The following is a 25,585-nucleotide window of genomic DNA, read 5'->3' as shown; positions in this document are numbered from 1 at the left end:
CTGTTAATTGAGCCAGGATAAGGCCCCAGTTCGGTATTCGCATCGTCCATTTATCAACCACATCCATTGTAGACCGACAATCAGCTCATTGCCTTGATGAAATCTATAATTAAGTAAGAAATGCAATTTTTCTAAAATATTTTTAGATTTCTTGTTGCAATTTATTTTTTTTGTTGTCTTTATTTGTATAAGTATAAATGTTTCGGTGGAGGTCAGCGTTTTGGAAAGCAATCAGGAAATACAGAATCAGGTTGAATTCCTATATAATGCCACCGCAAAGCAACTGTATAATTTAGCACTTTATACTTTGGGCAATAAGAAGGCAGCCGAACAAATCTCAATTAATGCGTTTTGCGCAGCTTTCAATAATATTTCAGACAAAACGGATGCCAATTTATTTAAAGAGCAAAGTATCAAATTATTATATAAGTATGGCAGAACGATACAAAAAAAGTCTGAGTGGAATGGCTATACGATACTTGTTAAAACATCAGAAGACATAGGAGAGCAGGTAGATGTTAAGAAAAAGGAACTTATTCAAATGCTTGGCAGTCTAAATTTTGATGAAAGATATATTTTACTGCTTTTTTACTGGCAAAATTTTTCTATTCAACAAATTGCAAAAGCAATTTGCTTGCCAGTATTTTTAGCAAAAAAGCGTTTTGGAGTGACAGTAAATAAAGCAGTAAAATATATGATGGAATGATATAGGAGTGATAGTAATGAAATATATAAGACAACGAAATAACTTGATATTGGCTTCGGTATCATTGCTGACCTTCGCAAACGGTTCAACTTGGGCCGGGTGGTCTTTGTCGGAGACCTCGGTATGGTGAGCAAAGAGCTCTTGGATGAACTGGACCGCAACCACATTGAATATATCGTCGGTATGCGCATGCGCAAAGCCAAAGAAGTCGGCGAGGTACTGAAAACCGGCGGCAAATACAAAGTGGTACGGGATAAACTGAGAGTAAAAGAAGTCTGGTGCGATGCCAACCGCTACATTATCTGCTACAACCCTATTCAGGCTGAGTACGACGAAAAAGCCCGGGAGGAAATGGTAGCAAAGCTGGAAAGCCAGATTAAAAGCTATGGAGATTAATCTCACATTATCCCTCTGTTACTGAGCTAAAGACTAAGCCAGTAACAGAGGGGCATATTTATATAAGAGGGGGATATATCAATCATGAAAAAAGCTATTTTTATATTTTTAAGCATTATCCTTTTTTTGTGTTCAGGTTGTCAATTTAATTTAGGGAGCTCGGCTAAACAAAGTTGGGTTAATTCTCAATACCTTGCCGTAAAAAACAATAATCTTGGTATTATTGCAATTTCAAAGGATGATTTTTCTCCTCTTTATAGTGATATCCTAGTTGAATCTATCGTTGGTATGATAGAGCCTGATAGTGTATTTGTTCTAGCTAAAGAAAAAGATTCTTCCTCCAGTTCAAACCTTTACCAAATAATATTAGAAAGGAATTCTTCAATTTGTCTCTCACAAAATGTTAGATATGCCCATTATCTCCGGACAAGAATAAAATGGCTTTAACAATAATTAACTACAAATCAAAAGTTGGTAATGATAAGCTAATTTATATGGATTTATCCTCGAATCAAAAAGTTATAATCTCCGAAAACCTTATTGGAAAACCGTACTGGAATGAAGATAGTAGCAAAATTTCATATACTATTTCAACCCCAGAGGGAGCCAGAGTTGAAGTATACGATTTAAAAACTAAAGAGAAGACTGAAGTTAAGGCAGAATCTGGTAAAGATCAATTCTCAGAAGGGTGGATTACGGAAAATCAACTCCTTGTACGTGTACGTATTGAATCAAAAAGCTCTCCCCGGAATAATAAGTATATTTCTTATAATCTTACAGCCAATTATTGGGGGGAAACATTTTTCGAGAGCCTTCATGTTGTCTCCATACATGATATCAAAAATAACCTTGCTCTCCTTTCATACATAGATTCTAATGAAACTAAAATTGTACTAACTAGTATTTCATTAAATACCCCTAATAATAAATATAAATTACTTGAAGTGCCTCTTTATAATAATGATTATGGTTATCGTTCAGCAGTTTTTTATACCAGTAATTTATAGGTCCTCATCAAGTTTTTTATCAGGTATTAACATCGGAAAACCGGGATACTGTTTCTTGTGGCATCGTAGATATTCAAAGAAAGGAAAATATCCAACTGCAAAATGAACTAGTTGATGTCTGGGGTTTATATCCCCTCTCTACTCAGGTCTAAAAAGCGATTTTGGCAAAGTGAACTGCAAAAAGTGAAAAATAATTTTCCAGAAAACGCAAAAAAGCCCGACTGGATAAAAACCAATCGGGCGCAGGAGCTTATATATCTTAACGTGTGATGTGTGTAGGTAACTTCATGACCGCAATAGTCCCATATACTCTGTTCCTGAAAAATTCTCATAATCGGCAGTATAGGTGCCTGTATAGTGATCCACGCCATATTTTCTTTTTCCCTCCAAAGACCAGTTGCCGGTCAATTGCGCGTCACCGGCCGCTTGGACGGCGTGATTGTATGCGCCGAGAATTTCATCTTTTGAACAGCCCGTAAGAATCCCCATAGCCAAGAGGACAACCGCTGCGGCCATAAAGAGTAGCCTTTTCACTGAAATCACCAACCTTTCCTTGTATAAAAATCATCGGCTCCTTTGCCCCGGCCGGAGGAAAAGATTCGACTTTTTATGCTTTTTATGCTTTTGATTCTCTGAAGCCGCTTGCGGCGGATTTGTCAGCATCACGATCGTCACCGCGAGCAAAAGCATCACCGCCAATGACAGGAAGGACAGCATCAAATTTGCCGGTTCGGAAGTGTTCATGAATGTACCTGTATCGAACCTGATAACGGTAAATCCCGCCAGGATCGGGTACAGGCTGCACCCAAGGGCGTTCTTGATAAACATGGCGCAATATCCAAGGATAAAGGATACAATTACTCCGCCCATAAAGGCCCCCGGCATCTTGCTTGTAAATGCAATAATAGGCAGAATCGCAATATATGTGCAGGCTGCAATCCCTACCATTTGCAAAAGGCTTTTGATGAGAACGGCAACGCTCAAGCCCGGTACGCCCGACAGAAGCCCGACAATCAGTGTGACCGCAAAGCTGTAAAACCCGAACAATACACTTAAAAGCCCCATTGCAATCAGCTTTCCGAACAAAAGACGCCGAAATGTCACCGGGACCGGCAAGATGCTTTTCAAGGTATTATCCGTATATTCTCTGTTGATCAGATAGCCGCCGATCAGCGTAAAAATCACGGGCATGAAAATCGTAACGCTGTTCCAGATGGAACTGTTGAACAGGGCCGCAAAATCAAAATTCTGTACTTTGGCTTCCTCCATGACAACCGCCTGCGTAAATACGGACAGGATTGCGGGAAAAGCCATCCCGATCAGGCCGACCAGCAGGATATGGAACCGCTTTAATTTCTCAAATTCGGTCTTTATAATGCGCAGCATCATAGGACCCCCTCTCCTTCATATTTCTCTGCGCCGGTAGATGCAAATCATCAAAAGAGCGCAAACCGCCGCTTCGATCAGCAGTACGACAAAGCATGCCGAGGTAGACGCAAAATATGGGCTAAAACGATTGTAGAACGCCGTCTGAATTTCACCAACCGGAATATTGAACTGGTACAGCCAGCGGAAAATCATGGGGATCGGCATGAGCGTCCCGGCATTGAACCCCAAAGGCTGCATCAGAATCGCGTCGCTGAAATGCATGGCATAATTCAGGAGCGTATAAAAGAACACAATGATTACGGAAAGAATGTAGCTTTTATTGAACCAGATGACCAGCACAATGCAGGGAAGCGCAGCCGCCCATATCAATATCCCCGTCGCCGCCGTTAAGACAAATTGCAGAGAGAAATCTGTCAGCGGAATATGATACAAAACAGTCATTCCCGTGCTGATCGCAAATCCAACAATCTGGAATACGACGGAAAAGATCAGCAGTACCAGCAGCTTCACAAAAACCAGCCGATTTTTCGATACGGGGATGCAAAGCAGGTTTTTGAGCGTATCATTATAATGCTCAGAAAAAAACAGGTTGGCCGCCAGGATAATCAGCAGCGGCATCAGGAGTAGAAAGTTGCTCTCCTCACGAGCGAAGCTGATCATGCCGGCGAAATCCGCGCTCGGACGCCCCGCAACCAAAGCCGAACCCAAGACAGGGAAAACAAAAGCGGCCAGCAGCGCAAGAAAAAAATTTTTCTTTCGCTTAAATTTCTTAAATTCGCAGAGAAGCAGATTACGCAATGCCCTCACCCCCGGTTATGCGCTTGAAATAATCCTCCAGGGTATCCTCAGAGGTATAAGCCTCGGCTACCTCCAATCCGTTTTCAATAAAAGCGCGGTTCAGCGCGGCCACCGACAGATTGCCATCGTACAGGCGCAAACTGTGGTCGTTCTCCACCGTAAAGTTTTTCGCTCCAAAGTTCCTCTCCAAGATTCTGGCTGCCTGCGCTGTGTCAGAAACGACGAAATGAATATATTTTCCGTTTTTTTCTTCCAACTCGGCAAGGCTTTCTTCCTCCAGCAGTACGCCGTGGTCGATGATGCCGATGTCGTCGGCCAAGAGCGAAATTTCCGAAAGGATATGGCTTGAAATCAGAATGGTTTTCCCTCTTGCGTCGCACAATTCCCGGATAAAAGAACGGACTTCGGCTATGCCAATCGGGTCAAGCCCATTGATCGGTTCGTCCAAAATCAGCAGTTCCGGGTCGTGCATGATAGCAAGGGCGATAGCCAAGCGTTGCTTCATGCCAAGCGAGTATTGAGAAAACAGTTTCTTATCGCCGTATGGCAGTCCGACAACATCCAACGCGCTTTGAACGGCGTCACGCCGGGAAACGCCTCTGAGCTGGGCAAAGATTTTTAGGTTTTCCGTGCCTGTCAGATTCGGGTAAAATCCCGGCGCTTCAATTAAACTGCCGATGCGGGGCAGGATTTTCTTTTCGTTTCCCTGAATGTTCTTACCGAAAATATAAACCTCTCCGGAAGTGGGCCGCGTCAGGTTCAGCAGCATTTTCATCGTCGTGGTTTTTCCGGCTCCATTCCGCCCAAGCAGGCCGTAGATACGGCCTCTTTTCACATGGATATTGAGGCCCGCGACACTTTTTTGCTCACCGAATTGTTTGGTAAGATTTTTGGTTTCAATCATGAAATCACTCAAACTTAGAACCTCCTTTTCTTGCTGAAACCAGTGTAACATGCCAAGCTTGCATTAACCTTGCCGGAACCTTGCATTAACCTTGCATTAACCTTGCATTAACCTTGCAATTTTGGCAAAAAGAAATCCCTGCCCGCGGACAGGGATTTTCTCAATTCCTTGATGGGAAACAGACGGTAAAAACCGTATATTGATTTGGTTCGCTTTGGACGGTGATCCTGCCGTCCATTTTTTCAACCATTTGCCGGACAATTGACAGCCCCAATCCGCTTCCCTTATCGGAGCGCCCTTTATCGCATTTATACAGCCGCTCAAAGATGTGCGGCAAATCCGCTTTCTCGATTCCGATCCCGTTGTCCGCGATACGGATTTCAATTTCCTTTTCATTTTGCGTTACTTCAATTCTGATCTGCGTGGCTTTGCTGTGAGCGATGACGTTCTGGACCAGATTGTTGACGATGCGGGCATATCCGTCCAGGTCCACTTTCGCATACAGCGGTTTTTCCGGAATTTCGATTTCGTAGTCCAGATGATTTTCTTCAAAGATGGGTATCCAGTCTTTCAGGATATTCCGCGTCAGCTCCGCAAGCTCCACCCGCTCGATGGACAAGGTGAATTCACTGGAATTGAGCTTGAACCAGTCAAACAGGACGTCGATATAGTCCTTCAGGTCATGGGCCTTGCGTCTGGCGATTTCCAGATAGTCCTCGCGCTCTTTCCCTGTGACAACGCCTCTGTGCGCCGCTTCCAGATATCCGATCAGGGTAGTGAGCGGCGTCCGCACATCATGGGAGAGGCTGGTCATGAGTTGGCGGTTGGTTTCATCCGCCGCCCTGAGCCCTGAAAGCTGTTCCTCGTAACGGTAAACAATTTCATTCATTTTATAGGATAGGTCGGCGGTCAGCTCATTGCCTGTGGCAAGGATTCTCCGGTTTCCGTTTCCAGCTTCAATGTCGTTGAGAGCATCCGTCATGTCTTTGAGCTGCCGCTTGACGCCGAGAAGCTTTCCCATGCAGATCGCACCGAACAGAAGGGCAAGGCAAAGCAATACGCCTAATGTCACGTCGAGAATCACGGCCTATACCTCCTTGTTGAAGCGGTAGCCGATTCCCTTTACCGTCTGGATATAATAGGGTGCGCCGGAATCGGGTTCGATCTTTTTGCGGAGCCGGCTGATGATCGCCATGATGTTGCTGTCATCGTAAACGTAAGGCTCGCCCCAAACTTCCTCGTAAATCTGCTGCTTCGTCAAAATCTTCCCCTGATTTTTCGCGCAGAACAGCAGCAGATCGAATTCCTTCGGCGGCAGTTCAAATATCCCGTTTTGCGTGGTGACGCTCCGGCTGTCCATGTCTATGGTCAGCCCCTGATAAGTCAGCGGCTGCGAATGATCTCCAGCCAGGTTGAAACGGGTATACCGGCGGATCAGAGAAAGTACGCGGGCGATCAGTTCCTCCGTATTAAAGGGTTTTGTCAGATAGTCGTCCGCGCCGGAGCGTAGCCCGTGAACCTTTGATGTGCTGTCATTTTTGGAGGTCAGCATCAGGATGGGAACGCTGCTTTTCTTCCGTATTTTCTCCATGGTCTCAAAGCCGTCCATCCCCGGCATCATCACATCTAAAAGGACGAGTTGATAATCATTTTTTTCAAGCATGGACAGCCCGTCCGCGCCAGAATAGCAGTGATCCGAATCTATATTTTCAGCCGCTACGCTTTGCTTTATCAAAGCACACAGCTCTTTATCATCGTCTATGATTAAAACTCTATTTAACATGTTTTTCCCTCCAAATATAAAATTGAAAAGACAAAATCTGAGTCTATTCTAGCATTTTCCTTTACTTTTACTTTATATTGATAACTCAAAGATTTCCTTATAATGACAATCTAATCATATTATACTTCTTTCTCTGAATCAACGAATTACAGTACTTATTACTAACATTTCCCTTTTATCATCATAGAAAAAGGCGCTGATCTCTCAGTGCCTTTTTTACTGCCATCTGTGCCATCACGCGGTTCTTTGTGACTTTCATAATATTTATTTCAATATAACCTGCACCTCTTTGCCAAGGGAGCGGGCAACTTTCGACAGAAAGTCCAGGGATGGATTGTAGGTTCCGCTTTCCAGGCGGCTGATATTGGATTTCTGGGTCCCAACCCGAAGAGCCAGTTCTTCCTGGGTAATATTTTGGCTGGTTCGCGCTTCAATGATTTGCGAAATCACATCATAGCGCGGTTTCAGCTTTTCGTATTCCGCCTTGAATTCTTCGTCCTTCATTAAAAGCTCTTTCACTTCGGAAAACTTTGCTCCTGCTTTACTCATTATTACACCTTCTTTCATAATCTTCTTTATAACGCAGTGCCCGTTCAATTTCTCTTTGCGGCGTCTTTTCGGTTTTTTTGGTGAAACCATGAAGCAGTACAAAAGTCTTCTGGCAATATGTGAAATAAAATATCCTGCTGATATCCGACGCGAATTTGATTCTCAGTTCAAAAAGGCCTTTGCCTTTTATCGGCTTAACGTAAGGTTCCCTTAATTCCGGTCCATGCTTCTCCTGTGCAGATATGCCGCTCCGCTGATAATCACAAGGCAAAGCGCGATGGCCAAAATCGTTTTCAGATCAGTCAAAAACACCTCCTTTGCGTCAAAGCTGCAATGCTTTACCGACCGAAAAAGCCCGGTCTACTTTTCGGGTATTCGGATTATCGTGTTGCTCCGACTGATTTAATTTCCAGTTGGTTTGTGTATTAGATCTTTGTGATGTGCAACAATTTGGGCAGTTTTTACTGCCGGAATATAAATAAAAGAGGAATACTTTAGCTCACATAGAAATTATTAACATGTAACTCACATACATTGAACAGTTTAGCGAGTACTATTGATATACAGAAAGGAGAAATCATGAAAAGCAAAATTGTTGTATTTATCGTAATAATACTAACTTTGGTAGGCTGTGCCAGGGTAAATGAACAAGCAGTAAGTAGTTTAACTGCTGAAGACGTTATAAAAAATCATTTTAAATATATCAATGAAAAAGATACTGAAAAACTAGAGAAAACCGTAACACATGCAAAAAAAGGGGTAACATGGGAATTTGAAAAACTAGAGTATTTTAAATTGATTAGTATTGAAGAAGATAAATCTGAAAAAATGAAAGATGCATACATGTCTAACGGTAGAGGTAGTGTGATTAAACCATTTCAAGTTAAGGTTTTTAAAGTTAATTTTGAAGTAAACTATAAAGGTGGTTATGGTTCTGGGTTTAGCAATGGAGATTACTCATGGTATTATTTTGTTATAAAAGAAAAAGAGGGATCAGACTGGTTAATCGATGATTGGGGTGTTTAAATATAATAAAAAGACTTCCTAAATTCAGCCAACCAGCTCCAAACATAACTTTCTCCTTTGCTCAATTTAACTCAGTCTTGTACTTAATAATCAACCCTGCTGCCCAATTGAAAAGCAGTTCAGAAAGCCGTTCAAACTCAGCCTGCACCAAATTCGGTTGCTTCTTGAGCGTAATGCCGGTCTGCAAAATCTCCCGTTCCTGTGGTTGCAGCACGGGGATAAGCTCGGCCTTTTGCTTTATGTAGGTTCTCGTTTGGTCGTAATAGACTGCCTGCACGGTAAAGGCGGCTGATTTATAAAGGGTCTTCAATATCTCCGCATCTTTCTTATGCACCATGTTGTGGCCACACATATGGTAGATGTTGCAGGCCCCGGTCCGGATTGCACGGTGAATATCCTCCTTACCGATCAGTGGCAGCAGAAAATCAATACTACCGAAAACCGGGGTGGTATCATGATAGAACTGGAACAGATCAGAGCGTTCCCAATTTAGTAGCTCCTGCCGGCCGGAGATAAATCCACAAACTTTCTCCCGGTTCGGAAGCGTGTCCAGCATAGCGCCATATGCTTTCAGATCTCCCGGAGTCGCCTGATCCAGTATGACAACCGCATCAATGTCGCTGCTGTCTGTTGCTTCACCCCGACCATAACTTCCCTGAAGCCCGACAAACAGCAGACGAGAACCGAACAGAGCTTTCAACTCGTCCAAGTATCCTTTCATCCAAGTGTTTATATTAAAATCCATTCTTTACTCCTTTGTGTTGGTTTCATAATCCCGCTGTCAAACTGCAATTTGTACGCTTCTCATCATGCTCATTTTTGGTGCTTCATTGGTATGTATCGTATACCATCCTTTGTTTGTTCCACATCGGTATCTGTAAATCCTAATTTATGATAAATCTCTCTTGCATAAGGAGAGGAATGGACAGTGATCATTTCTGAGGTGCTGTTTCTTAAAACCGCTTCAAATAATTTTCGCCCAATTCCTTAGGACATGAGATTAAGTGAAATAAGTTTACCGGCTATTAATTGCATTTATGTTACATAGCAAAGCCTACCGTACCAGCCAGCCATAATCCTGCCTGCAATCCATGATGTAGTCAACGTATACCGTCTGATCCTTAACTTGGTATAAAATGAGATACCATTTCTCAACGAACATCTTGTGGTATTTGTTTGGCGGAATAAACTCGGCCTCCAGAAACGGAAAACGCTCCGGCATTTGGTGCAGGGAACGGATGGCGTCCATCAGGTCGTTTTTGATTTTGCGGGCGGCGGTGGGACTTTTCTGCGCCAGAAAACGGACATGACCCGCCAGCATTTGGCGGGCGCGATCGGAAACAATCACCTTATACTGGGGCTTCTTTTCCATGTTCCACCTCATCAATAATGCTGTCCAGATAGCTGTCCAGTTCATCCGGCGTTGTTCCGGCGCGTCCAGCCAGACGGTCTTCCTCGACGGCCAGCAGTTCTTCCCGCAGCTTTAACATTTTTTCACGGCGGGTAAACGCTTCTATATCCATCACCACGAGATCACCCTCGCCGTTTTTGGTAAGATACACCGGCTCACCTGTAGACCTGCACAAATCCGCTATCTCATTGTAGTTCTGCCGGATGCTTGCGGACGGTTTAATCTGCATGGTATCAACTCCTTGTAGTAAAATTCTAACCATATTATAGTTCTCTCATGCTATGGAATCAACTGCTTTGGTTAGAACCTTTCAATTTCCTGCGGCCATCTTATCCCTAATGCTATTTTCAAATAGTTCAGGAAATAAACCATCCACACAAACAGATAGCCTATATCAGCTATGACTCACCAGGTGCGTTTGAAACCGCTGTTTTCGATTGCAAATGTCATCATAACATCATCGTCATCGTCCAGCATGCTCGCATCAACATCGCGCCCATCAATTGACTTTGTGACCAGCGCCCCGTTTTTAATATCCCGCAAAACCCGTTCGTATTCACGGACGACCTCATCCATTAATCCCTGGTTCCACACAAACCGGTCGCCAGAGACCGGCCGGCCCTTTTCGCCAGTCAAAGACTGTTCGTAATCTACAACCGCTTGCAGGTTTTCCTTTTCCTGTTCCAGCCATGTTTTGTATTCGTCATAGCTATACCACTCCACGGTCATCCAAGTTTTCCCTTCGTCCCAGCTGATCCTGTCTTTCCCAGTTGCTTGATCAAATATTGACATTGTGGCTTGACCAGACATGGCCCTGGCAGTTTGGTCATCTATATTAGCAGCTCTAAGGAGCACAAGCCGACGAACGGAAGGGTCCTGGTCATCCGTTTGTCCTGCCGTATTGGCAGAGGTAGCAAATACAGCGGGCACGCCAATAATCAAAGCAAGGGTCAGTATCATTCCGATCAGGGAAGTTTTCTTCATTTTCATAATCGACACAATCCTTTCTTCCATAACGTTTTGGCTGAAATTGTTGCACAAGGGGGGTAGCCTGTTCTTCCTTTCCTCCAGGCCGATGAGCGTCATAGCGTAAGCTGATTTCATGGTTTCCCCGAACGTCTGCACCACGGTTTCATCGCAGGACAGCTCAAGGTCACGGTTTGCCAGCACATACATTAGCCACACCAGAGGGTTGAACCAGTGGATGCATAAAGCGGATGCCAGCAATAGCTTGGTCAGCGCGTCAAACCGCTTGATATGCACAAATTCATGGGTAAGGATATGCCGCAGCCTTGTTTCGTCCGTCCAGTCTGTTGTTTTGGGCAATAACACCACGGGTCGGAAGATCCCATAGGTCAGCGGCGCTTTGATTTTATCGGATTGCTTTATCTGGACAGTCCGCCGCATCAGATGTTCCCGCAGCCAATGGGCTGCAAAGTTATTCGTGACTGGCAGGGCGGTTTGAAATTCCCGGCGGCATTTGATATAGGCCACGATGAGAAACAAGGCACAGGCGCACATGCCAGCCAGCCAAATGACCGTAACGGGCAAAACGGATACGACTGGCGCGCCAATCCCAATGGTATGCTCCAGATCGGGAGCAACGCCCATATTGGGGATGCCCGTCGTTTTTACAGGAGCAGTGAAAGCCGTCGTTTCCGTAACTGCCCGTTTCAGCATGTCGATACTCGTGTAAAAGCTGAAACGCGACGGAATGGAAAAGGGAATGAGCAAGCGGCAAATCACTACGCCCCACAGAACAAGAAACGTCTTTTTCGGCAGTTTGTGCAGGGTAAGCGCACGGACGATAACAACGGCGCTAATGAGGACAGCCCCAGAAAGGCTCATTTGCCAAATATCCATATTCGCCGCCTCATTTCAAATTATTGACAAGCTGCTTCAGCCTTTCGATCTCTTCCACAGACAGGGTTTTAGTGTTCAGAAGAGAAGCGAAAAGTAAATCGGCAGAGCCGTCAAATACCTTGTTGATCAGTTCCGTGGTTTCCTGTTCCTGCACCTGTTCTTTTGAGATGACAGCCCGGCACAAGAAATTGGGTTCCAGCCGTTCTATGGCCCCCTTGGCGATACATTTTTTAATCACAGTGTAGGTGGTGTTCTTGTTCCATCCCACCTGTTCTTTGAGGATTTCGGTAAGCCGCTTGGCGGTTAAAGGTCCTCCCTTCCATAAGACATCCATCACCTTTAGTTCGGAATCGAAAAGTTTTATTCCCATGCGCACATCTCCTTTGTGGACTATTGCAATAGTTTCCCCATAATTAAATACTACCGCGATAGTCTGCACATGTCAAGACTATCGCGGTAGTATTTGAAAATATTTTTTTGAGGATGAAGCATCCATAATGTAACCGTCTGAGCATAAATTCCAACATGGTTATACTTATAAATTGCCCATAGGTATCATATATTTAATTGTCTTACAGTGATTAAAGTTTCCTGCTTGCACTTTGGATAAAATAGAGGAAAATTCTCAAGTATAGTGTCTTTTCTGATTTTTAATCTTATTTTATTATTGCAAACAGTACATAATACCCAAATAATTTTCTCCATCACGCCACCTTTTTCGTGCATAGAAATCCATTTAATATAGTTTCAATACTTATTGTTAAGATGCCTAAATATAATGACGCCAGCAATATGTATATTCCGCTAAGAAAAAACACCTAGACCGCCGAAGTTGAACACTAAGACCGTTTAAATTGAACAATCATTCCGTAGTGGCTGTACATTGATAACTAAAGGATCACATGGTATACTCAAACTGCTTTTACTTTTAAGCAGGATAGGGCAACACTGAGGAGTGACCCGAGCGGCTTAAGAGTTTTGCGGGGAGAGTGATGCCGGTGAGCGTCGCTCTTTTTTTGTTAAAAGCAACATAACATCACTCTCTTTGGAAAACTAAGCGATAAACCTCGGGAGTTTGAGGGCAGAGCCCTCAATAGCCGTAAGGCTGTTTTGAATTATCTGTTGGCAATACCCTTGCGCTCCCGCATAGAGTTTTTACCGTCGATAAAAATGGTGTAGGAATCATGCACAATGCGATCTGAAATGGCATCGGCCAGTGTCGGTTCGCCAATTTTATGATACCAACCGCCGATCTCAAACTGGGAACAGAATATGGTAGAAGCTTTTTTGTAACGAGATTCTACGATCTCAAGCAGATCGCGGGCTTCGCTTTCCTTGAGCGGAAACAGAAGCCATTCATCCAAAATGAGCAGCTTTACCTGTTTGTAAGCTTTGATGACCTTGCGGTATGTCCCCTCACCGCGTGCAATGGCCAATTCACCCAGCAGATCGGGAAGCCGTACATATTTAACCGTGTAAAAGTTTCGGCTGGCAGCCATGCCAAAAGCATTTGAGAGGTAGGTTTTTCCGCTACCCGTGGCTCCAAGGATTATGATGTTATGGGCTTCTTGGATGTAGTTACAGCTAGCCAAGCGGATGATTTGAGCTTTGTCGAGTTTGCGATCGTCATGATACTCAATGTTCTCAATACAAGCGTCATTGAAGGCAAAACCCGCGTTTTTGATCAAGCGCGACAGCCGATTGTTTTTACGGGCTGCCCATTCGGCATCGATCAGCAGACCGAAGCGTTCTTCAAAAGCCATGTCAGACAAGTTTGCGTTTTTGAGCTGTTCCCGGAATGCTGCAGCCATGACACTAAGCTTCATTTCGTGAAGCTTGGCTACGGTTGAATCGTTTAGCATTTTCCATCCCTCCTGCTGTAGTAATCGGCTCCTCGTGTGAGTCCAAACTCAGAGGAGCATACCTGTAATCATTAGAAACGGTCTTTGAAAAAAGAGACGCTCACCAATAAAATGGTATTGTGCTGATCCAGCCAAGAAAGGCACAAAACCAAATTGAGGAGGCGCCTCTATATGAAGCGTACACAAAACGAGAAAATTTCGCAAATAAAAATTGAAACCTTGGTGGTCGGAATCGATATTGGAAAAGAAACCCATTATGCAAGAGCCTTTGATTACAGAGGGATTGAACTGGCCAAGCTGCTGATATTTAGCAACACGGCGGAAGGATTTCAACACCTTGACCGATGGATGCGGGACATCTGCAAGCAGCAAGAAAAGACCGAAGTCATCGCCGGTTTTGAGCCCACTGGACATTACTGGTTCTCATTGGGGGACCACCTAAAGCGCAAGGGTCATAAACTTGCAATAGTCAACCCTTTCCATGTCAAACGAACCAAGGAACTGGATGACAACAGCCCTACCAAGAATGACCGAAAGGATCCGAAAACCATCGCCATGTTAGTAAAAGACGGGCGTTACCGGGATGTGTACATACCCGACGACATCTATCAGGAACTGCGGGAAGCGGTGGCTGAACGGGAACGGCTTCAAGAGCGGTTAAATGCTACTCACAACAGGGTTGTTCGCTGGCTGGATATCCGGTTTCCAGAGTTTGCAGGGGTTTTTAAGAAATGGACAGGAAAAACAGCACTGCTGACACTTAAAATATTCCCGACACCAGCAAAGGTTTTGGAAGCGGGCGCAGACAAAATACTGGCCACATGGAGGACAGTTGTGAAACGTTCCGTAGGCATAAAAAGAGCGCAAGCGCTGGTAAAAGCAGCGTCCAACAGCATTGGCAGAACCACCGGCCATGTAGCTTCGGATGCCAGCCTGCAGAACCTGCTTGCAGAATATGAATTGTACCATGCACAACATGAACGCTTAGAACAACTAATGTTGGAACTACTGCTTCAGGTGCCGAATGCAGCCAAACTTCTGAAAATCAAGGGAGTGGGCTTGGTTACAGCCACAACCTTTGTCGGCGAAACCGGTGATATCCACAGGTTCGAACACCCTCGCCAGATACAAAAACTGGCTGGTTGTAACCTGGTTGAGAACAGCTCCGGCAAACACAAAGGAAAGACCACTATCAGTCACCGGGGGCGGAAGCGATTAAGGCATGGGCTGTTCATGGCCATGATTGCCATCCTGGGTAAAAACCCGGAGTTCCAGGAACTACACCAACGCAATCTAACAAGGGAAAAAAACCCGCTAAACAAGATGCAATCCATTATCGCCCTCTGCGGCAAACTCATCCGGGTATTCTACACCATTCTGAGCAAGGGTGTTGACTACAATCCTGAGAAGATGATGGGCGATATTCAACAGCCGGTTAAAATAGCCGCATGAAAACGCTGAGAACATCCTGATAAACGATACAGATTAACGAAAGCACATCATCGTAGTGGAATTAGCCGCGGCCATTCAGACGAAGATGTGACTGCCCCCAATAGTTATCTACAGGTTTTTATCGCACTTTGAAAACGGAGAGCCCGGGACAGTCAGGTTGAATTATTCCATTAGGGCATAGACCCGGTCTAGGAGCATGACTGACGTTCCACCTCTTGGATAGGCAGGACGAAGGTATTTAGGGCGAAGACCCAGGAAGATGTGGGAGGTTTGCTGCCAGGAGACGATGTGGAATCCCACTGGCCTTGATACAAAAAAACATGCGGCCTTGGTGAAAGTTAAACATCATCATCCATAATTACACATTGATGTAAATAACAAGAGATAGGCTATCCGAATAAAAAGTGAAAATCTAAGAAAAGCGGAGATATTTAAAGATAACCGAAGACTATTAAGGGAGGAATGGCCCGGGGTTTCTTTCGGCAGCTTGTCCTGACCGGATTTTAAGATGGCCTGAACGCTCTTCAAGCTAGGCTGTACAGTGTAGGACAATGCTTTGGTGCAGGCCGATTCAAGGCGCTCCACCGAATATTTGTCGGCCAGTTTCAAAAGAGCCATACAAGCCTTGTAGCCCTGCTGCTCGACTTTGTGACTTCCTAAAAACAGGTTAATGACAGCGCTTGTATTCTCACCGATTTTGGCTGCCCAGGATTTAAAGCGGTCGCCGTTCCAAGACACATATTTTTGATGATCTGGTGGCATATGGGCTTCCAGGGTGCTGTATTGATTGCTCCTACCATAGAGCCGGGGATGAGAACAAATGCGATTGCCTTGGAAGAAGACCTCAATCACATTGCGGGTAATCCTGACATCAACTTTCTGCTTGATGTATTCAAACGGCACCGAATACTTCTGGGTCTCCACACTGATATGGTAATTGTATTGAACAGTGGCAATCTTCCAGGTCGCCAATTCAAATGGCTTTAAGGGCAACGGCAGCAAGAAGGGTTTTTCCTCATCGAACAAGGTGGCTCTGCTCCCGTTCTTCTTCTGAAAAGGTTTCTCTAGAAAAACCATTAGCTTTTCCCGAATGGCAGCATTCAGCTCTCGTAACGATAAAAACTGCTGATTACGCAGAGCAGCGAGTATCCATGTTGAGATGATGCCGACCGATCCTTCTACCGTGGGTTTATCTTTGGGAGCCCTAACTCTGCATGGAATAACCGCTGTACCATAATGTTCAGCCATCTCCTGATAGGTCTTGTTAATAACTGCTTCGCCTTTCGTCACCTTCTCCACGCCGGTTTTTAAGTTGTCCGGTACCATAATGCGAGTGATTCCACCGAAGAAGCGATAGGCGTTGATATGGGCGGTAATCCAGCTCTCCTGATTTTGTGAAAGGAAGGCTTCCACATAGGCATAGCCGCTGTATGGCAGGGCAGCCACAAACACATAGGCTTGGATAATCTCTCCCGTGTCTGTGTCGATGATCCTGGCGGTTTGTCCCGCCCAGTCTACCTCCATGATTTCCCCAGGCTTACGGTGAATGTGCATGGTTGCCTTGGTGCTTTTCACATAGTCAGCGTAATATTTGTTGAACTGGGTCGACTTGTACGGTACTTGCCCGGATTCGCGACACTGGTCGCAGTATTCAAGCCATAACAGAGTTAAGGTCACACCGCTTTTCGCCATCTCACGATGGATGTAGTCGTAATTCGGCATTTTGTACGCGGGCTTAGCGCTCTCCGAAGAAAAAAGGCGCTGTGACAACTCCTTGTCGGACATTTCGGCCACTGTCTGCCAACTTAGCCCTTGATCCTTTGCTCTTTGAAGCACGTTAATAACCGTGGTTCGAGAGCATCCGCATCCAGACGCAATGCGGCTGTTGTTGATTCCGAGGCTATGTAGCCGCAGAATCTCTTTGTAACTGGTCATCTCTATGACCCTCCTTGAATTTATTTGCACCTTTCAGATGCATAAATTCAATTTAGCAGAAAGGTCATATCCGGTGTTCAACTTTGCCGGAAAGGGTGTCCAGTTTCAAACGGAGACACTGTTCAATCTCAGCGGTCAAACTGTTCAGTTTGACCCGGCATATTCACAATATACTGAAAAACAAAATACCCTCCTAAATACAAAATCATTAGTTTAGAGTTTGTAATTACTTCCAACTTTCCTAATATTGAAAAAAGCACTATAGAAAAACCAGTAATCGCTAAGCCTAGTACATAAGCATATCTTCCCGATTTATCCCTTAATTTTTCTTTTCGTTCGTCATGTAACTCTATGTTTTCATTTTCTAATCGCTCAGCATATCTGTTTCTGTTTTTGGGTGCAGTCCAATAAAAATATTTGCTTATCATTATAATCCCAGGCCCAATAAAGGCACCTGAAAATCCAAATAATAAGCTATTCAATCTTATATCAAACAGCAACGCTATAATGAGGAAAATGGCACCACATAATATATACAGTATGCCTACTAAAAGGTTATTTTTCTTCATTCGTTTTACTCCTTTCATATATAAAAATCTCTTCTATGGGCTTTTCAAAAAAATCCGATATGATGAACGCCAGTTGCAAAGACGGATTATATTTTCCATTCTCAATAGAACTGACAGTTTGCCTTGAAACGCGAATTGCTTTTGCAAAATCTTCTTGATTCAGCCCTCGCTCCTTTCTCAACTGTTCGACCTTGTTTTCCAAGAAAGCACCCCCCCCCAACATTATGACAAGGTTCCTTTACATTTTTATTGTAGCGCATAGAAATAGATTTGTCAAGGTTCCTTTACATTTTTCAAGTTTTAATCAGATGTAAATAATTAGCTTAATATAGATAGCGGCTGTCCAAAGTTGAACAGCCGCTCTTTTTTACACACTCGCCACCTCGCCCCGTCTTGGTGGTCATCAATCAGATAAGATCGCCTATATGCCGGTATCCAGGTGCCGCTTGATGTCCCGGCTGCCGTGCAGAACACGGTGGATTTCAATCGTATCCTCCAGCACGACATAGAAGACAAGATAGCTGGCCACCGGCATTCTGCGGTATGCCAGCCGGTATTGCCCCGCACTATAAGCCTCGTACTTTTCGGGAAAACGGGGCAACTCCTTGATCTTTTCAACAATACGGTCATATTGACGCAGCGCGGTGCTTTCGTAAAACTGCGCAAGATATTCCACAAAGTCCGCAAGGTCTTGTGCTGCGACGGGCAGCATGACCACCTTACGTATTGGTTTGGCCCACCTTTTCCGCAAGCCTGTTGCGCAGCGAGGCGGAAACCTCGTCAAATTCCAGGCGGGTAGGGTCGGACTCGGCCTGCTGCTGCGCCTCCAATAACGCGGAATCAATGCGCTTTGCCGTCTGGAGGGCTTCGTACTGCTCAATGCTCATAACCACCATGTCGCCGTAGCCGTTCTTCGTCAGGAAAACCGGCTCCTTGCCTTCATGGACGATGCGGGAAATTTCGGTAAAGTTATTCCGAAGATCGGAGATTGGCCTGATCTGAGGCATGGTAATACCTCCCTTCATTATCAAAACTTTATCATAATTATGATATTAAGTCAAGGGACACTTTATGTTTACAATTTGAAATCCTGACATTAAGATGCTATAATAAACCGAAAATTGTATTGTAAAGGAGACACATATCTATGTATTCTTAGACTTAATATTTTCCCTATATCACTTTTGATTTTGTGATATATCACCTGCCTCCTATATTTTGGTGCAAACACTATGTGGTATTTACAATTCCATTGCGTGTGTGCTAAACTTTCTGTATCCATTTGGATATCTACCTCCTTTGTTAGTGCGGCTGGCTAAACCTGCACTATTTTACCAAAGAGAGGTAGATTTTTCTACTCATAGCTAAAGCTTTTTGGAACCACCTGCATAGCAGGTGGTTTTCGTTATACAAAAAAATCCCAGTGGATACTATCCACGGTGATATTAATTCAAGCGGAGCGGGATTCATGGCATCGGCAGACTTTCATCCAGGATATTGCAAATCATTGTCGTGCCGTATTGTCTCGCGCTTTCAGAAGCGGGGCCAGAAATATAACTGAAATGAACACCATCAGTAAATCTGCTGCCAATACTGTCCAATGCACTTCAATTTTATTAAGAGCAAACCCATAAATTAAGGCGCCGAAGGGCATACCGCCTTTGGAAATCATCCCGACAATGGAAAAAACCCTGGACATGTATTCGTTGGGCGTTGCTTTTTGGACGAAAGTCTGTACCGGTACATTGACAAACATGAGCGCGGCGCCTAAAAAACTGAGCACCGCCGCCAGCAGGACAAAGTATAAAACCGTATCGTTTCCAAGCAGCGACAGGCTACGGGGAAACAGTAAAATTGCAAATGCTGTCGTCGTGACTATCTGCAGGAAGCAGCCGATAAAAAGAGAGGTTGTTGCCTTCTTCTCTTTACCAAACACCACGCCGACCAAAACACTTCCAAGCAGCGCCCCCAATAAAATTGCCATTTGCAGATAACCATACCAGGTGTCGGTGTAATGCAGGCGGCTTCGGAAAAACAAGGGCAGTACAACGGTAAACACAGGCTGGATCAACGCATAGATGACCAGGAAAAAGGTACAAAACCTGCGGATCGCCCGGTTGCCAAGAATAAACCTGGCGCCCTCCGCCAAATCGGTCCAAAACCCCTTTTCCTGCAGCTTGAACTCCCGCCGGGTATGCTGATACCGAATCAGCACAGAGCAGCTTCCCGAGATCAGGAATGAAATACCGTTGATCAGGAACACTGCAGCAACCCCCAGGCCCGTGTACAGCGCGGCGCCGATTACAGGGCTCAGCACGCCGGACAAGGTCCGCAGCGAAGCTAAGATGGCGTTGGCCCGGGTCAGCTCTTCCTCGGATACCAGCCGCGGCAGCATCCCTTTCGTCGCCGGATCAAAAAAACCGTACAAGAGGGCTACAATGACCTGAACAGCGAGCAGCAGAATCAAATTCATCCTGCCACCATAGGAAGCAAAGGCCAACCCCAGTATGACAATTGCGCTGGCAATGTCTGTTGCCGCCATGATCATTTTACGATTCAGCCTGTCTCCCCATACTCCGGCAAACGGATATGCCAGAAGGGTCGGCATTAAAGACAGGAAGGAAAACAGCCCCACGGTTGCCGCGGAGCCGCCTGCGTCGATAATATACAGCGGCATGATCACCATTTGGATACCTGTCCCTGTATCGGAAACCATTCTGCCGAAGAGCAACAGCAGAAGATTTGTATTGATCCTTTTCCGGTCTTTTTTCATCATCGCACCTACAGAATTTCCACATAGCCTTCTGTTCCGTTGATCCTTATTCTCTGTCCATCCTTGATCAGCTTGGTGGCATTTTCCACGCTGACTACCGCGGGTAAACCGTATTCCCTTGCCACAACGGCGCCATGGGTCATCATCCCGCCAACCTCCGTAACCAGCCCCTTAATGGATACAAACACCGGAGTCCAGCTTGGGTCGGTGAATGATGTAACCAAAATATCTCCCTCTTCTACATTGGCATCCTCCATTTTCAATATAACCCGGGCCCTGCCCTCTACGACGCCGGAAGAAACAGCCACTCCGGCCAAAGCCCCCCGGGGGATGCTTCCTGTGTCATATTCGCCGGATATCACCTCACCGTCCGAGGTTATCACCCGCGGCGGCGTCAGCTTGGCAAAAATCGCATATTCTTCTTTTCTCTTTATGATGATTTGGTAATCCACCTTATTGGATTTAACGGCTTCCCTGAGTTCGTCAAAAGTCAGATAATAGATATCCTCCCGGTCTTTTATTACTCCCTTTTGCGCCAGCCTGTCGGCTTCCTTCAGCAGGGCTTCTTTAATCGTCCAAAGATACCAGACCATGATATACTTGTTGTATTCTCTGAACCCCGCGTAATTGCGCAAAACGCTGATAACTTTCCTGGTCTTTTTCGCTTTGCGCTTTCCGCCGGGCAGCTGCTCCAGGCGCCGCAAAATGTCCTGTTCCTTCTTCCTGGCTTCCTGCAGTCCCTGTTCGAATTTCCTGGTATGGGCGCCCGGCTCAAAAGCTTTGATGTTCGATAGGATCATTGGGATGAGTATGGTTGGCTTCTCGTTCCAGCGGGGGCTGGTTATATCGATTTCGGCGGAACAACGCATGCCGTACTTTTTCAGATAGGCCCGTATCGCGTCACTTACCGCTTGACCGCCTTCCAGTTTGGCCAGATCTTCAAAAAAGGTTTCATCACCGGCCTGTTCAAAATACGCCGTCACGGCTGGATACTTTCTGACGACGTCCGCTACGTCCAAAAGCGCAAGTCCCATTTCGGAAGTGACATTATCGGGGACCGATTGGGCAAGCGTATCGGCCGCATTTTTTTCGCCCAGCCATTTTTTGATGTTTTTATTGAGCCAGGAAGAGGCGTAGGCGCCTGCAAAAACTACGCCGTAACCTGCAAAGACGGCATCCTTTAAGTTCCCGTAGTCTTTGCGTATAAAAGTAAAAAGCTCCTCTCCGGATAAACCTGCAATTTTTTGTTCTCTCTGACGCATTAGCGCCTCATGTCGGGCCATCAAATCTTTGACGATGGCATGATCGTTTTTGCGGTAGGCTTTGATGGTTTCAATACCCCATCTCAACCATACCGAAGCCCCTATCATCGCTGATTTTCCCCGGTATAGTGTTTTGACATAATCCCGGCGTTTCATTAAATTAATAAAGGCCTTCTGCATCAGCACATCGACGGCTGCCAAACCTTTGACAAAAGACTTGCTTACCAGGGGCGATCTAAGCTCGCGGGATATATCGATATACAATCTTCCCCCAATCTCAATCATCGCCGATCCGGAAATCAATTTGAAAAAATCCTGAAAGAAACTGTAACCCAACGGCCGCATCGCCTCAGTCATCATCTGCCGGTGAGCGAAGGAAAAATAAACATGATTTTTCCCATCTTTATTTTCCGGCGCAGGATACAGGGTGGTAATGGGGCGGCTTTGAACAATATAGATTTTATCTTCAGAGAGGCACCATTCTATGTCCTGCGGGCGGCCAAAATAGGCTTCAATTGTCCTGCCCATTTTTTCCAGCTGCAAAATCCGGTCGTCTGTCAACGTCTGCTTGTTCTGACGTTCGGTTTCTATCTTCTTTTCCTCCGTCCCCCCTTCTTTCAAGGCATAGATGGCCAGTTTCTTGGTAGAAATTTTTTTATCGATGATCTTTCCTTCCCGCACCTTATAGATATCTGCATTGACCAAACCGGAGACCAGCGCTTCGCCAAGCCCAAAGCTGGCATCTATAGACAACACTTTCCTGTTGGCGGTAACCGGATCGGCGGTAAACATAATGCCCGCCGCCTCCGGAAAGACCATTCTCTGGATGACGACAGACAAGTAAACCTTGCTGTGGCCGTACGCGTTTTGCATGCGGTAGACGACTGCCCGGTCTGTAAATAAAGAAGCCCAGCACTTGCGGATATGCTCCAGTATGGCCGCTTCCCCAATGATATTCAAATAAGTATCCTGCTGACCTGCGAAGGAAGCGGTGGGCAAATCCTCGGCTGTGGCGCTGGAACGCACGGCATAGGCATTTTTTTCGCCCAGCTTTGTGAGGCGACGGGTTATTTCTTCCTCTATATCACCAGGGATGGTTGTTTCTTCAATAACTTTGCGGATCTTTGCGCTAATTTCGCTGATTCTTTTCTGATCATCCACTTTTAGACCGGCTAATTGATCAAGCCATGCGTTAAACTCCCGGTTAGGCACGATGATTTGTTTATAGGCTTCAGTGGTAACACAGAATCCTTCCGGCACCTGTATCCCGCTTATTCTTGACAATTCACCCAAATTAGCGCCTTTACCCCCGACCGCAATCAGCTTTGTTTTATCTATATCCTTAAAATCAAGTACGTAAGCATTCATCTGTTTTTCCTCCTCGTCATTTCCCGATACCTTCCCTGATTATCTTAATCCCATCGCTCAGCCTTTTTATAAATTTCTCTTTATTTGATATGAACATGCAGCTCTGTTTCCAAATAAGTGCGTAAACCATTTCCGCAGCCAGATAGGAATCTGTTTCCTGCTTTATCAGGCCTCGTTCCTTATCCCGTTCGATAAATTCCACAATTTTTTCAATGAAAGACGCCCGCAGTTTGGTAACGAATTCACTGTCATCAATTTCCATATATATGCTTATCCTCAGGTACTCAGGGTGATGCTGAGCCCATTCCAATGTGGCTTTTGTTGACTCAAGGCAAATTTCAAAAAAGTCCGCATCCGTATCGATGTTTTCCGAATGCAGGGTAATCTCTCTTTTTTCCTTACTAATCCGCTCAAACATATAGAGATAAATATCCTCTTTGTTTTCAAAATATTGATAATAACTTCCCCGCGGTATTCCCGCCGTCTTGACAATCTGGTTAATCGACGCCTCACTGAAACGCTTGGTGGAAAACTCTTTCACGGCTGCATCAAAGATTTTTTGTTTCTTGTCTTCGTTTAAATTATTAAAAGTATCCTTTGGCATGCTATCATCCCCCATTGACACTAAAATAGCATAAGATCTCTCATGTGACAAGGGTGTCATATGACAATATTGTCATATGACCCAAAAAAGAATAGTCGATCGAGGCTTTTGTCCAGCGCCAGGGCGGGTTTTAGGGTTTTGTAACAGATGTTGGCAGGGTGAAAGGTCAGGCGCTTGGGGCAGAAGAAATTCCGACTTGATATACATCCAGCGAAACTGCTCCGACGGCCGAAGTAGATGCCGACGGCCACTTCCAAAATTCAATCACTCCACAAAAAATAGCGCTTCTTTAATGAAGCGCCAGCAGATCCCCGTATATACCCACTATACAATAGAAAGCCTGACAACATATGTCAAGCTTTCCAGGGAGTTTGCTTCACTATTGCTGAATCATTTTTACCATAACAAAAATATCTTCGGCGACCATTTCAAATTTTGACTTCTCAATCAAAATGTTTTGTCCCGTCATAATGTAGGACGGCATGATACGGATACCTTCATGGTAGATTTCACTGTTCCGCAGTTTGTATGTGGACACCCCGGGAACGGCATTCTTTCTTGTTACCTTTTTACTAATCATGTTAAATGCCTTTTTTGCCACATCTCCCATGAGCATGATCACTTTAACATCAGGAAACAGCGACAGCTCTTTTTCGAGAAACGGCAAACTTTCTTCAATCAGCGCTTTGCTGATTGTATATTCCGTTTTGGGAACCTTGACGGCATTGGTGATATAGACTCCTAAATTCAGAATATCAGATATGGAATTTACATGGATACCCGCTTTCTGAAACAGGGGGATGGTGGTTTCTAAATATGCCGCATTGTCATCACCGTAAAAATCCTGCTTTGGATCTGCGGGAACCACCTCGTTAACCATAATTGCCCGAACCTTTTCCAGGTCAACATCCACATTGCAAAATTGCATGTTGCTCTTTTCAAATGGCAGGCTTTCCAGTTCTTTTTTTATGTTCATAACCTATCGCTCCTTCCTGACATTTAATACTGTAAGACGCCATTTTCTTTTTCAGTGGTTGAAGATCTACTCGTACCCGTAGCAGTATGCTTGGTTAGGGATGTTCCCCAACTTTTAAAACTTTCTTGAATTATCCTTTACTTCTCAACGTATACTATAACAGGTCACCATGACCACGGTAGCCCCCTTGACCACGATGGCTACATGTTATAAACTTGAAAGTGAGGATATTATGATGGAGTCTAGAGAGGGTGTAAATAAAATGTCATTAGCAATACCCAAGTTCAATATTCGAGATACAAAGAAGCGCTATTCCGAACTTAACAATATCGCTCTAAAAGGAATTGAAGTAATAACATTCAATGCAAATAATGAGAACGAAATGGTATCACACATTAAAACTTCCTACCTCGACAAACTTATGTCTAATTTAATTTTTAAACCAGAAATAGAATTTGATGAAGAAATTGAAATTCATACTGTTTCTCTTCCGGAAATTGACCTTTATGGTGAAGGTCCTACATTAGAAGCTGCTATTAATAATCTACTTGATAGCGTTCTAGAATTTCTTACTATTTATGTTGATAAAATAGATATGTTTTCAAAAGTTGAGTCAGAGCAAAAACAATTGTTTTTGCTTAAACTTCTAAGATACCATGGAGATAGGGATTCAATTAAGAAAGTGTTGGGTTTATAAAAATGCCTATACGATTCTGTCAGGGAGATATACGTAAACTTCTTTCGCATTTCAATATGAAACCGGAAAGGAGCTCAACTATATATTGGGGAATAGGTAGAGACGGTATTTGGCGTACTTGTAAGTTTGACTACCACAAAGACAAAGATCCTGTAGCCACAGGTACCGCTAAAATAATAGCTACTTCCTTAAAATTCAATACTGTACTGGAGATGAAGGAATATATTGACAAGTACTTATAGTGATAACGCTTTC

31 protein-coding genes and 2 pseudogenes are annotated in these 25,585 nt (G+C 44.6%); 7 read left to right on the top strand and 26 right to left on the bottom strand.

From position 1 onward, the window contains the following. The first annotated feature begins 220 nt into the window (after positions 1 to 220). The 4 genes and pseudogenes from Psch_RS17935 (at position 221) to Psch_RS17920 (ending at position 2,109) form a co-directional block, all read left to right on the top strand. Positions 221 to 706, top strand: coding sequence for an RNA polymerase sigma factor (locus tag Psch_RS17935; RefSeq protein WP_190259172.1), 486 nt, complete (start codon positions 221 to 223; stop codon positions 704 to 706). 60 nt (positions 707 to 766) lie between these two features. Beyond that, a pseudogene (locus tag Psch_RS17930) lies at positions 767 to 1,096 on the top strand (IS1634 family transposase); the annotation flags it as partial. Positions 1,097 to 1,186: 90 nt separating this feature from the next. Further along, on the top strand, positions 1,187 to 1,549 hold the full coding sequence (locus Psch_RS17925; protein ID WP_190259170.1) for a hypothetical protein: 363 nt from the start codon (positions 1,187 to 1,189) through the stop codon (positions 1,547 to 1,549). Beyond that, entirely contained in the window at positions 1,540 to 2,109 is a 570-nt protein-coding gene (locus tag Psch_RS17920; protein ID WP_190259169.1) for a hypothetical protein, read from the top strand. The genes Psch_RS17925 and Psch_RS17920 overlap by 10 nt, the downstream gene beginning before the upstream one ends. A gap of 285 nt (positions 2,110 to 2,394) precedes the next feature. On the opposite strand, the gene Psch_RS17915 is transcribed toward Psch_RS17920, so the two are convergent. From Psch_RS17915 to Psch_RS17880, 8 genes are all read right to left on the bottom strand, one after another. Further along, positions 2,395 to 2,643 carry a hypothetical protein gene (locus Psch_RS17915; protein ID WP_190259168.1) on the bottom strand — a complete coding sequence of 83 codons (249 nt, stop codon included), beginning with the start codon at positions 2,641 to 2,643 and terminating at the stop codon, positions 2,395 to 2,397. A gap of 30 nt (positions 2,644 to 2,673) precedes the next feature. Then, positions 2,674 to 3,498, bottom strand: coding sequence for an ABC transporter permease (locus Psch_RS17910; protein WP_243124208.1), 825 nt, complete (start codon positions 3,496 to 3,498; stop codon positions 2,674 to 2,676). Between the two features lie 15 nt (positions 3,499 to 3,513). Next, positions 3,514 to 4,305 (bottom strand): ABC transporter permease, encoded by a 792-nt coding sequence (locus Psch_RS17905; protein ID WP_243124206.1) that lies wholly within the window; start codon positions 4,303 to 4,305, stop codon positions 3,514 to 3,516. Beyond that, positions 4,289 to 5,212 (bottom strand): ABC transporter ATP-binding protein, encoded by a 924-nt coding sequence (locus Psch_RS17900; protein ID WP_282432483.1) that lies wholly within the window; start codon positions 5,210 to 5,212, stop codon positions 4,289 to 4,291. Before Psch_RS17900 ends, Psch_RS17905 begins: the two co-directional genes overlap by 17 nt. Positions 5,213 to 5,360: 148 nt before the next feature. After that, a complete protein-coding gene (locus Psch_RS17895; protein ID WP_427910120.1) occupies positions 5,361 to 6,284 on the bottom strand; it encodes a sensor histidine kinase in 924 nt (307 codons plus the stop codon). 3 nt (positions 6,285 to 6,287) lie between these two features. Further along, positions 6,288 to 6,983: a response regulator transcription factor gene (locus Psch_RS17890; RefSeq protein ID WP_190259165.1), complete on the bottom strand. Its 696-nt coding sequence runs from the start codon at positions 6,981 to 6,983 to the stop codon at positions 6,288 to 6,290. 264 nt (positions 6,984 to 7,247) lie between these two features. Then, positions 7,248 to 7,532 (bottom strand): helix-turn-helix transcriptional regulator, encoded by a 285-nt coding sequence (locus Psch_RS17885; protein ID WP_190259164.1) that lies wholly within the window; start codon positions 7,530 to 7,532, stop codon positions 7,248 to 7,250. After that, positions 7,525 to 7,722 (bottom strand): type II toxin-antitoxin system RelE/ParE family toxin, encoded by a 198-nt coding sequence (locus Psch_RS17880; protein ID WP_243124228.1) that lies wholly within the window; start codon positions 7,720 to 7,722, stop codon positions 7,525 to 7,527. Before Psch_RS17880 ends, Psch_RS17885 begins: the two co-directional genes overlap by 8 nt. Positions 7,723 to 8,111: 389 nt before the next feature. On the opposite strand from Psch_RS17880, the gene Psch_RS17875 reads away from it, so the two are divergent. Further along, positions 8,112 to 8,558, top strand: a complete 447-nt coding sequence (locus Psch_RS17875; protein ID WP_190259162.1) for a DUF4829 domain-containing protein — start codon at positions 8,112 to 8,114, stop codon at positions 8,556 to 8,558. A gap of 61 nt (positions 8,559 to 8,619) precedes the next feature. On the opposite strand, the gene Psch_RS17870 is transcribed toward Psch_RS17875, so the two are convergent. From Psch_RS17870 to istB, 8 genes are all read right to left on the bottom strand, one after another. Next, positions 8,620 to 9,303 carry a nucleotidyltransferase domain-containing protein gene (locus Psch_RS17870; RefSeq protein ID WP_190259161.1) on the bottom strand — a complete coding sequence of 228 codons (684 nt, stop codon included), beginning with the start codon at positions 9,301 to 9,303 and terminating at the stop codon, positions 8,620 to 8,622. 68 nt (positions 9,304 to 9,371) lie between these two features. Then, positions 9,372 to 9,542, bottom strand: coding sequence for a GNAT family N-acetyltransferase (locus Psch_RS17865; protein ID WP_190259354.1), 171 nt, complete (start codon positions 9,540 to 9,542; stop codon positions 9,372 to 9,374). A gap of 70 nt (positions 9,543 to 9,612) precedes the next feature. Beyond that, the gene (locus tag Psch_RS17860; protein ID WP_190259160.1) at positions 9,613 to 9,930 is read right to left on the bottom strand and encodes a type II toxin-antitoxin system RelE/ParE family toxin; all 318 of its coding nucleotides are present in this window, start codon (positions 9,928 to 9,930) and stop codon (positions 9,613 to 9,615) included. Continuing rightward, the gene (locus Psch_RS17855; RefSeq protein WP_190259159.1) at positions 9,908 to 10,198 is read right to left on the bottom strand and encodes a type II toxin-antitoxin system Phd/YefM family antitoxin; all 291 of its coding nucleotides are present in this window, start codon (positions 10,196 to 10,198) and stop codon (positions 9,908 to 9,910) included. Before Psch_RS17855 ends, Psch_RS17860 begins: the two co-directional genes overlap by 23 nt. 176 nt (positions 10,199 to 10,374) lie before the next feature. Further along, complete coding sequence (locus Psch_RS17850; RefSeq protein ID WP_190259158.1) at positions 10,375 to 11,832, bottom strand: M56 family metallopeptidase; 1,458 nt, start codon at positions 11,830 to 11,832, stop codon at positions 10,375 to 10,377. A gap of 10 nt (positions 11,833 to 11,842) precedes the next feature. Then, on the bottom strand, positions 11,843 to 12,202 hold the full coding sequence (locus Psch_RS17845) for a BlaI/MecI/CopY family transcriptional regulator (protein WP_190259157.1): 360 nt from the start codon (positions 12,200 to 12,202) through the stop codon (positions 11,843 to 11,845). A gap of 185 nt (positions 12,203 to 12,387) precedes the next feature. After that, a complete protein-coding gene (locus Psch_RS17840) occupies positions 12,388 to 12,537 on the bottom strand; it encodes a cysteine-rich KTR domain-containing protein (protein WP_190259156.1) in 150 nt (49 codons plus the stop codon). 410 nt (positions 12,538 to 12,947) lie between these two features. Further along, positions 12,948 to 13,694: an IS21-like element helper ATPase IstB gene (gene istB, locus Psch_RS17835; protein WP_134220419.1), complete on the bottom strand. Its 747-nt coding sequence runs from the start codon at positions 13,692 to 13,694 to the stop codon at positions 12,948 to 12,950. A 171-nt stretch (positions 13,695 to 13,865) separates the two neighbouring features. On the opposite strand from istB, the gene Psch_RS17830 reads away from it, so the two are divergent. Continuing rightward, positions 13,866 to 15,146 (top strand): IS110 family RNA-guided transposase, encoded by a 1,281-nt coding sequence (locus Psch_RS17830; protein ID WP_190259097.1) that lies wholly within the window; start codon positions 13,866 to 13,868, stop codon positions 15,144 to 15,146. Between the two features lie 348 nt (positions 15,147 to 15,494). Here the strand turns inward: Psch_RS17830 and istA are convergent, their stop codons facing one another. The 10 genes and pseudogenes from istA to Psch_RS17780 all read right to left on the bottom strand — a co-directional run bounded on the left by istA (position 15,495) and on the right by Psch_RS17780 (position 24,633). Beyond that, a complete protein-coding gene (istA, locus tag Psch_RS17825) occupies positions 15,495 to 17,081 on the bottom strand; it encodes an IS21 family transposase (RefSeq protein WP_190259155.1) in 1,587 nt (528 codons plus the stop codon). 128 nt (positions 17,082 to 17,209) lie between these two features. Continuing rightward, positions 17,210 to 17,650: a hypothetical protein gene (locus Psch_RS17820; RefSeq protein ID WP_190259154.1), complete on the bottom strand. Its 441-nt coding sequence runs from the start codon at positions 17,648 to 17,650 to the stop codon at positions 17,210 to 17,212. Next, positions 17,637 to 17,852 (bottom strand): helix-turn-helix transcriptional regulator, encoded by a 216-nt coding sequence (locus Psch_RS17815; RefSeq protein ID WP_134217931.1) that lies wholly within the window; start codon positions 17,850 to 17,852, stop codon positions 17,637 to 17,639. Before Psch_RS17815 ends, Psch_RS17820 begins: the two co-directional genes overlap by 14 nt. Positions 17,853 to 18,071: 219 nt before the next feature. After that, entirely contained in the window at positions 18,072 to 18,362 is a 291-nt protein-coding gene (locus Psch_RS17810; protein WP_206663793.1) for a type II toxin-antitoxin system RelE/ParE family toxin, read from the bottom strand. A gap of 7 nt (positions 18,363 to 18,369) precedes the next feature. Next, positions 18,370 to 18,657 (bottom strand): type II toxin-antitoxin system Phd/YefM family antitoxin, encoded by a 288-nt coding sequence (locus tag Psch_RS17805; RefSeq protein ID WP_190259153.1) that lies wholly within the window; start codon positions 18,655 to 18,657, stop codon positions 18,370 to 18,372. Between the two features lie 155 nt (positions 18,658 to 18,812). Continuing rightward, positions 18,813 to 18,932 (bottom strand): annotated as a pseudogene (locus tag Psch_RS17800) (transposase); the annotation flags it as partial. A gap of 222 nt (positions 18,933 to 19,154) precedes the next feature. Beyond that, positions 19,155 to 20,426 (bottom strand): MFS transporter, encoded by a 1,272-nt coding sequence (locus tag Psch_RS17795; RefSeq protein ID WP_190259152.1) that lies wholly within the window; start codon positions 20,424 to 20,426, stop codon positions 19,155 to 19,157. Between the two features lie 5 nt (positions 20,427 to 20,431). Continuing rightward, positions 20,432 to 23,053, bottom strand: coding sequence for a phosphoenolpyruvate synthase (ppsA, locus tag Psch_RS17790; RefSeq protein WP_190259151.1), 2,622 nt, complete (start codon positions 23,051 to 23,053; stop codon positions 20,432 to 20,434). Positions 23,054 to 23,069: 16 nt separating this feature from the next. Continuing rightward, positions 23,070 to 23,657 carry a TetR/AcrR family transcriptional regulator gene (locus Psch_RS17785; RefSeq protein ID WP_190259150.1) on the bottom strand — a complete coding sequence of 196 codons (588 nt, stop codon included), beginning with the start codon at positions 23,655 to 23,657 and terminating at the stop codon, positions 23,070 to 23,072. Between the two features lie 379 nt (positions 23,658 to 24,036). Continuing rightward, entirely contained in the window at positions 24,037 to 24,633 is a 597-nt protein-coding gene (locus Psch_RS17780) for a uracil-DNA glycosylase family protein (RefSeq protein ID WP_190259149.1), read from the bottom strand. Between the two features lie 232 nt (positions 24,634 to 24,865). On the opposite strand from Psch_RS17780, the gene Psch_RS17775 reads away from it, so the two are divergent. After that, complete coding sequence (locus tag Psch_RS17775) at positions 24,866 to 25,330, top strand: hypothetical protein (protein WP_190259148.1); 465 nt, start codon at positions 24,866 to 24,868, stop codon at positions 25,328 to 25,330. Positions 25,331 to 25,585: the final 255 nt, after the last annotated feature.

The sequence above is a fragment of the Pelotomaculum schinkii genome, from assembly GCF_004369205.1.
Classification (GTDB): domain Bacteria; phylum Bacillota; class Desulfotomaculia; order Desulfotomaculales; family Pelotomaculaceae; genus Pelotomaculum_C; species Pelotomaculum_C schinkii.
Note: the sequence above shows the minus strand (reverse complement) of the source record. Positions and strands in the feature narration are given on the sequence as shown.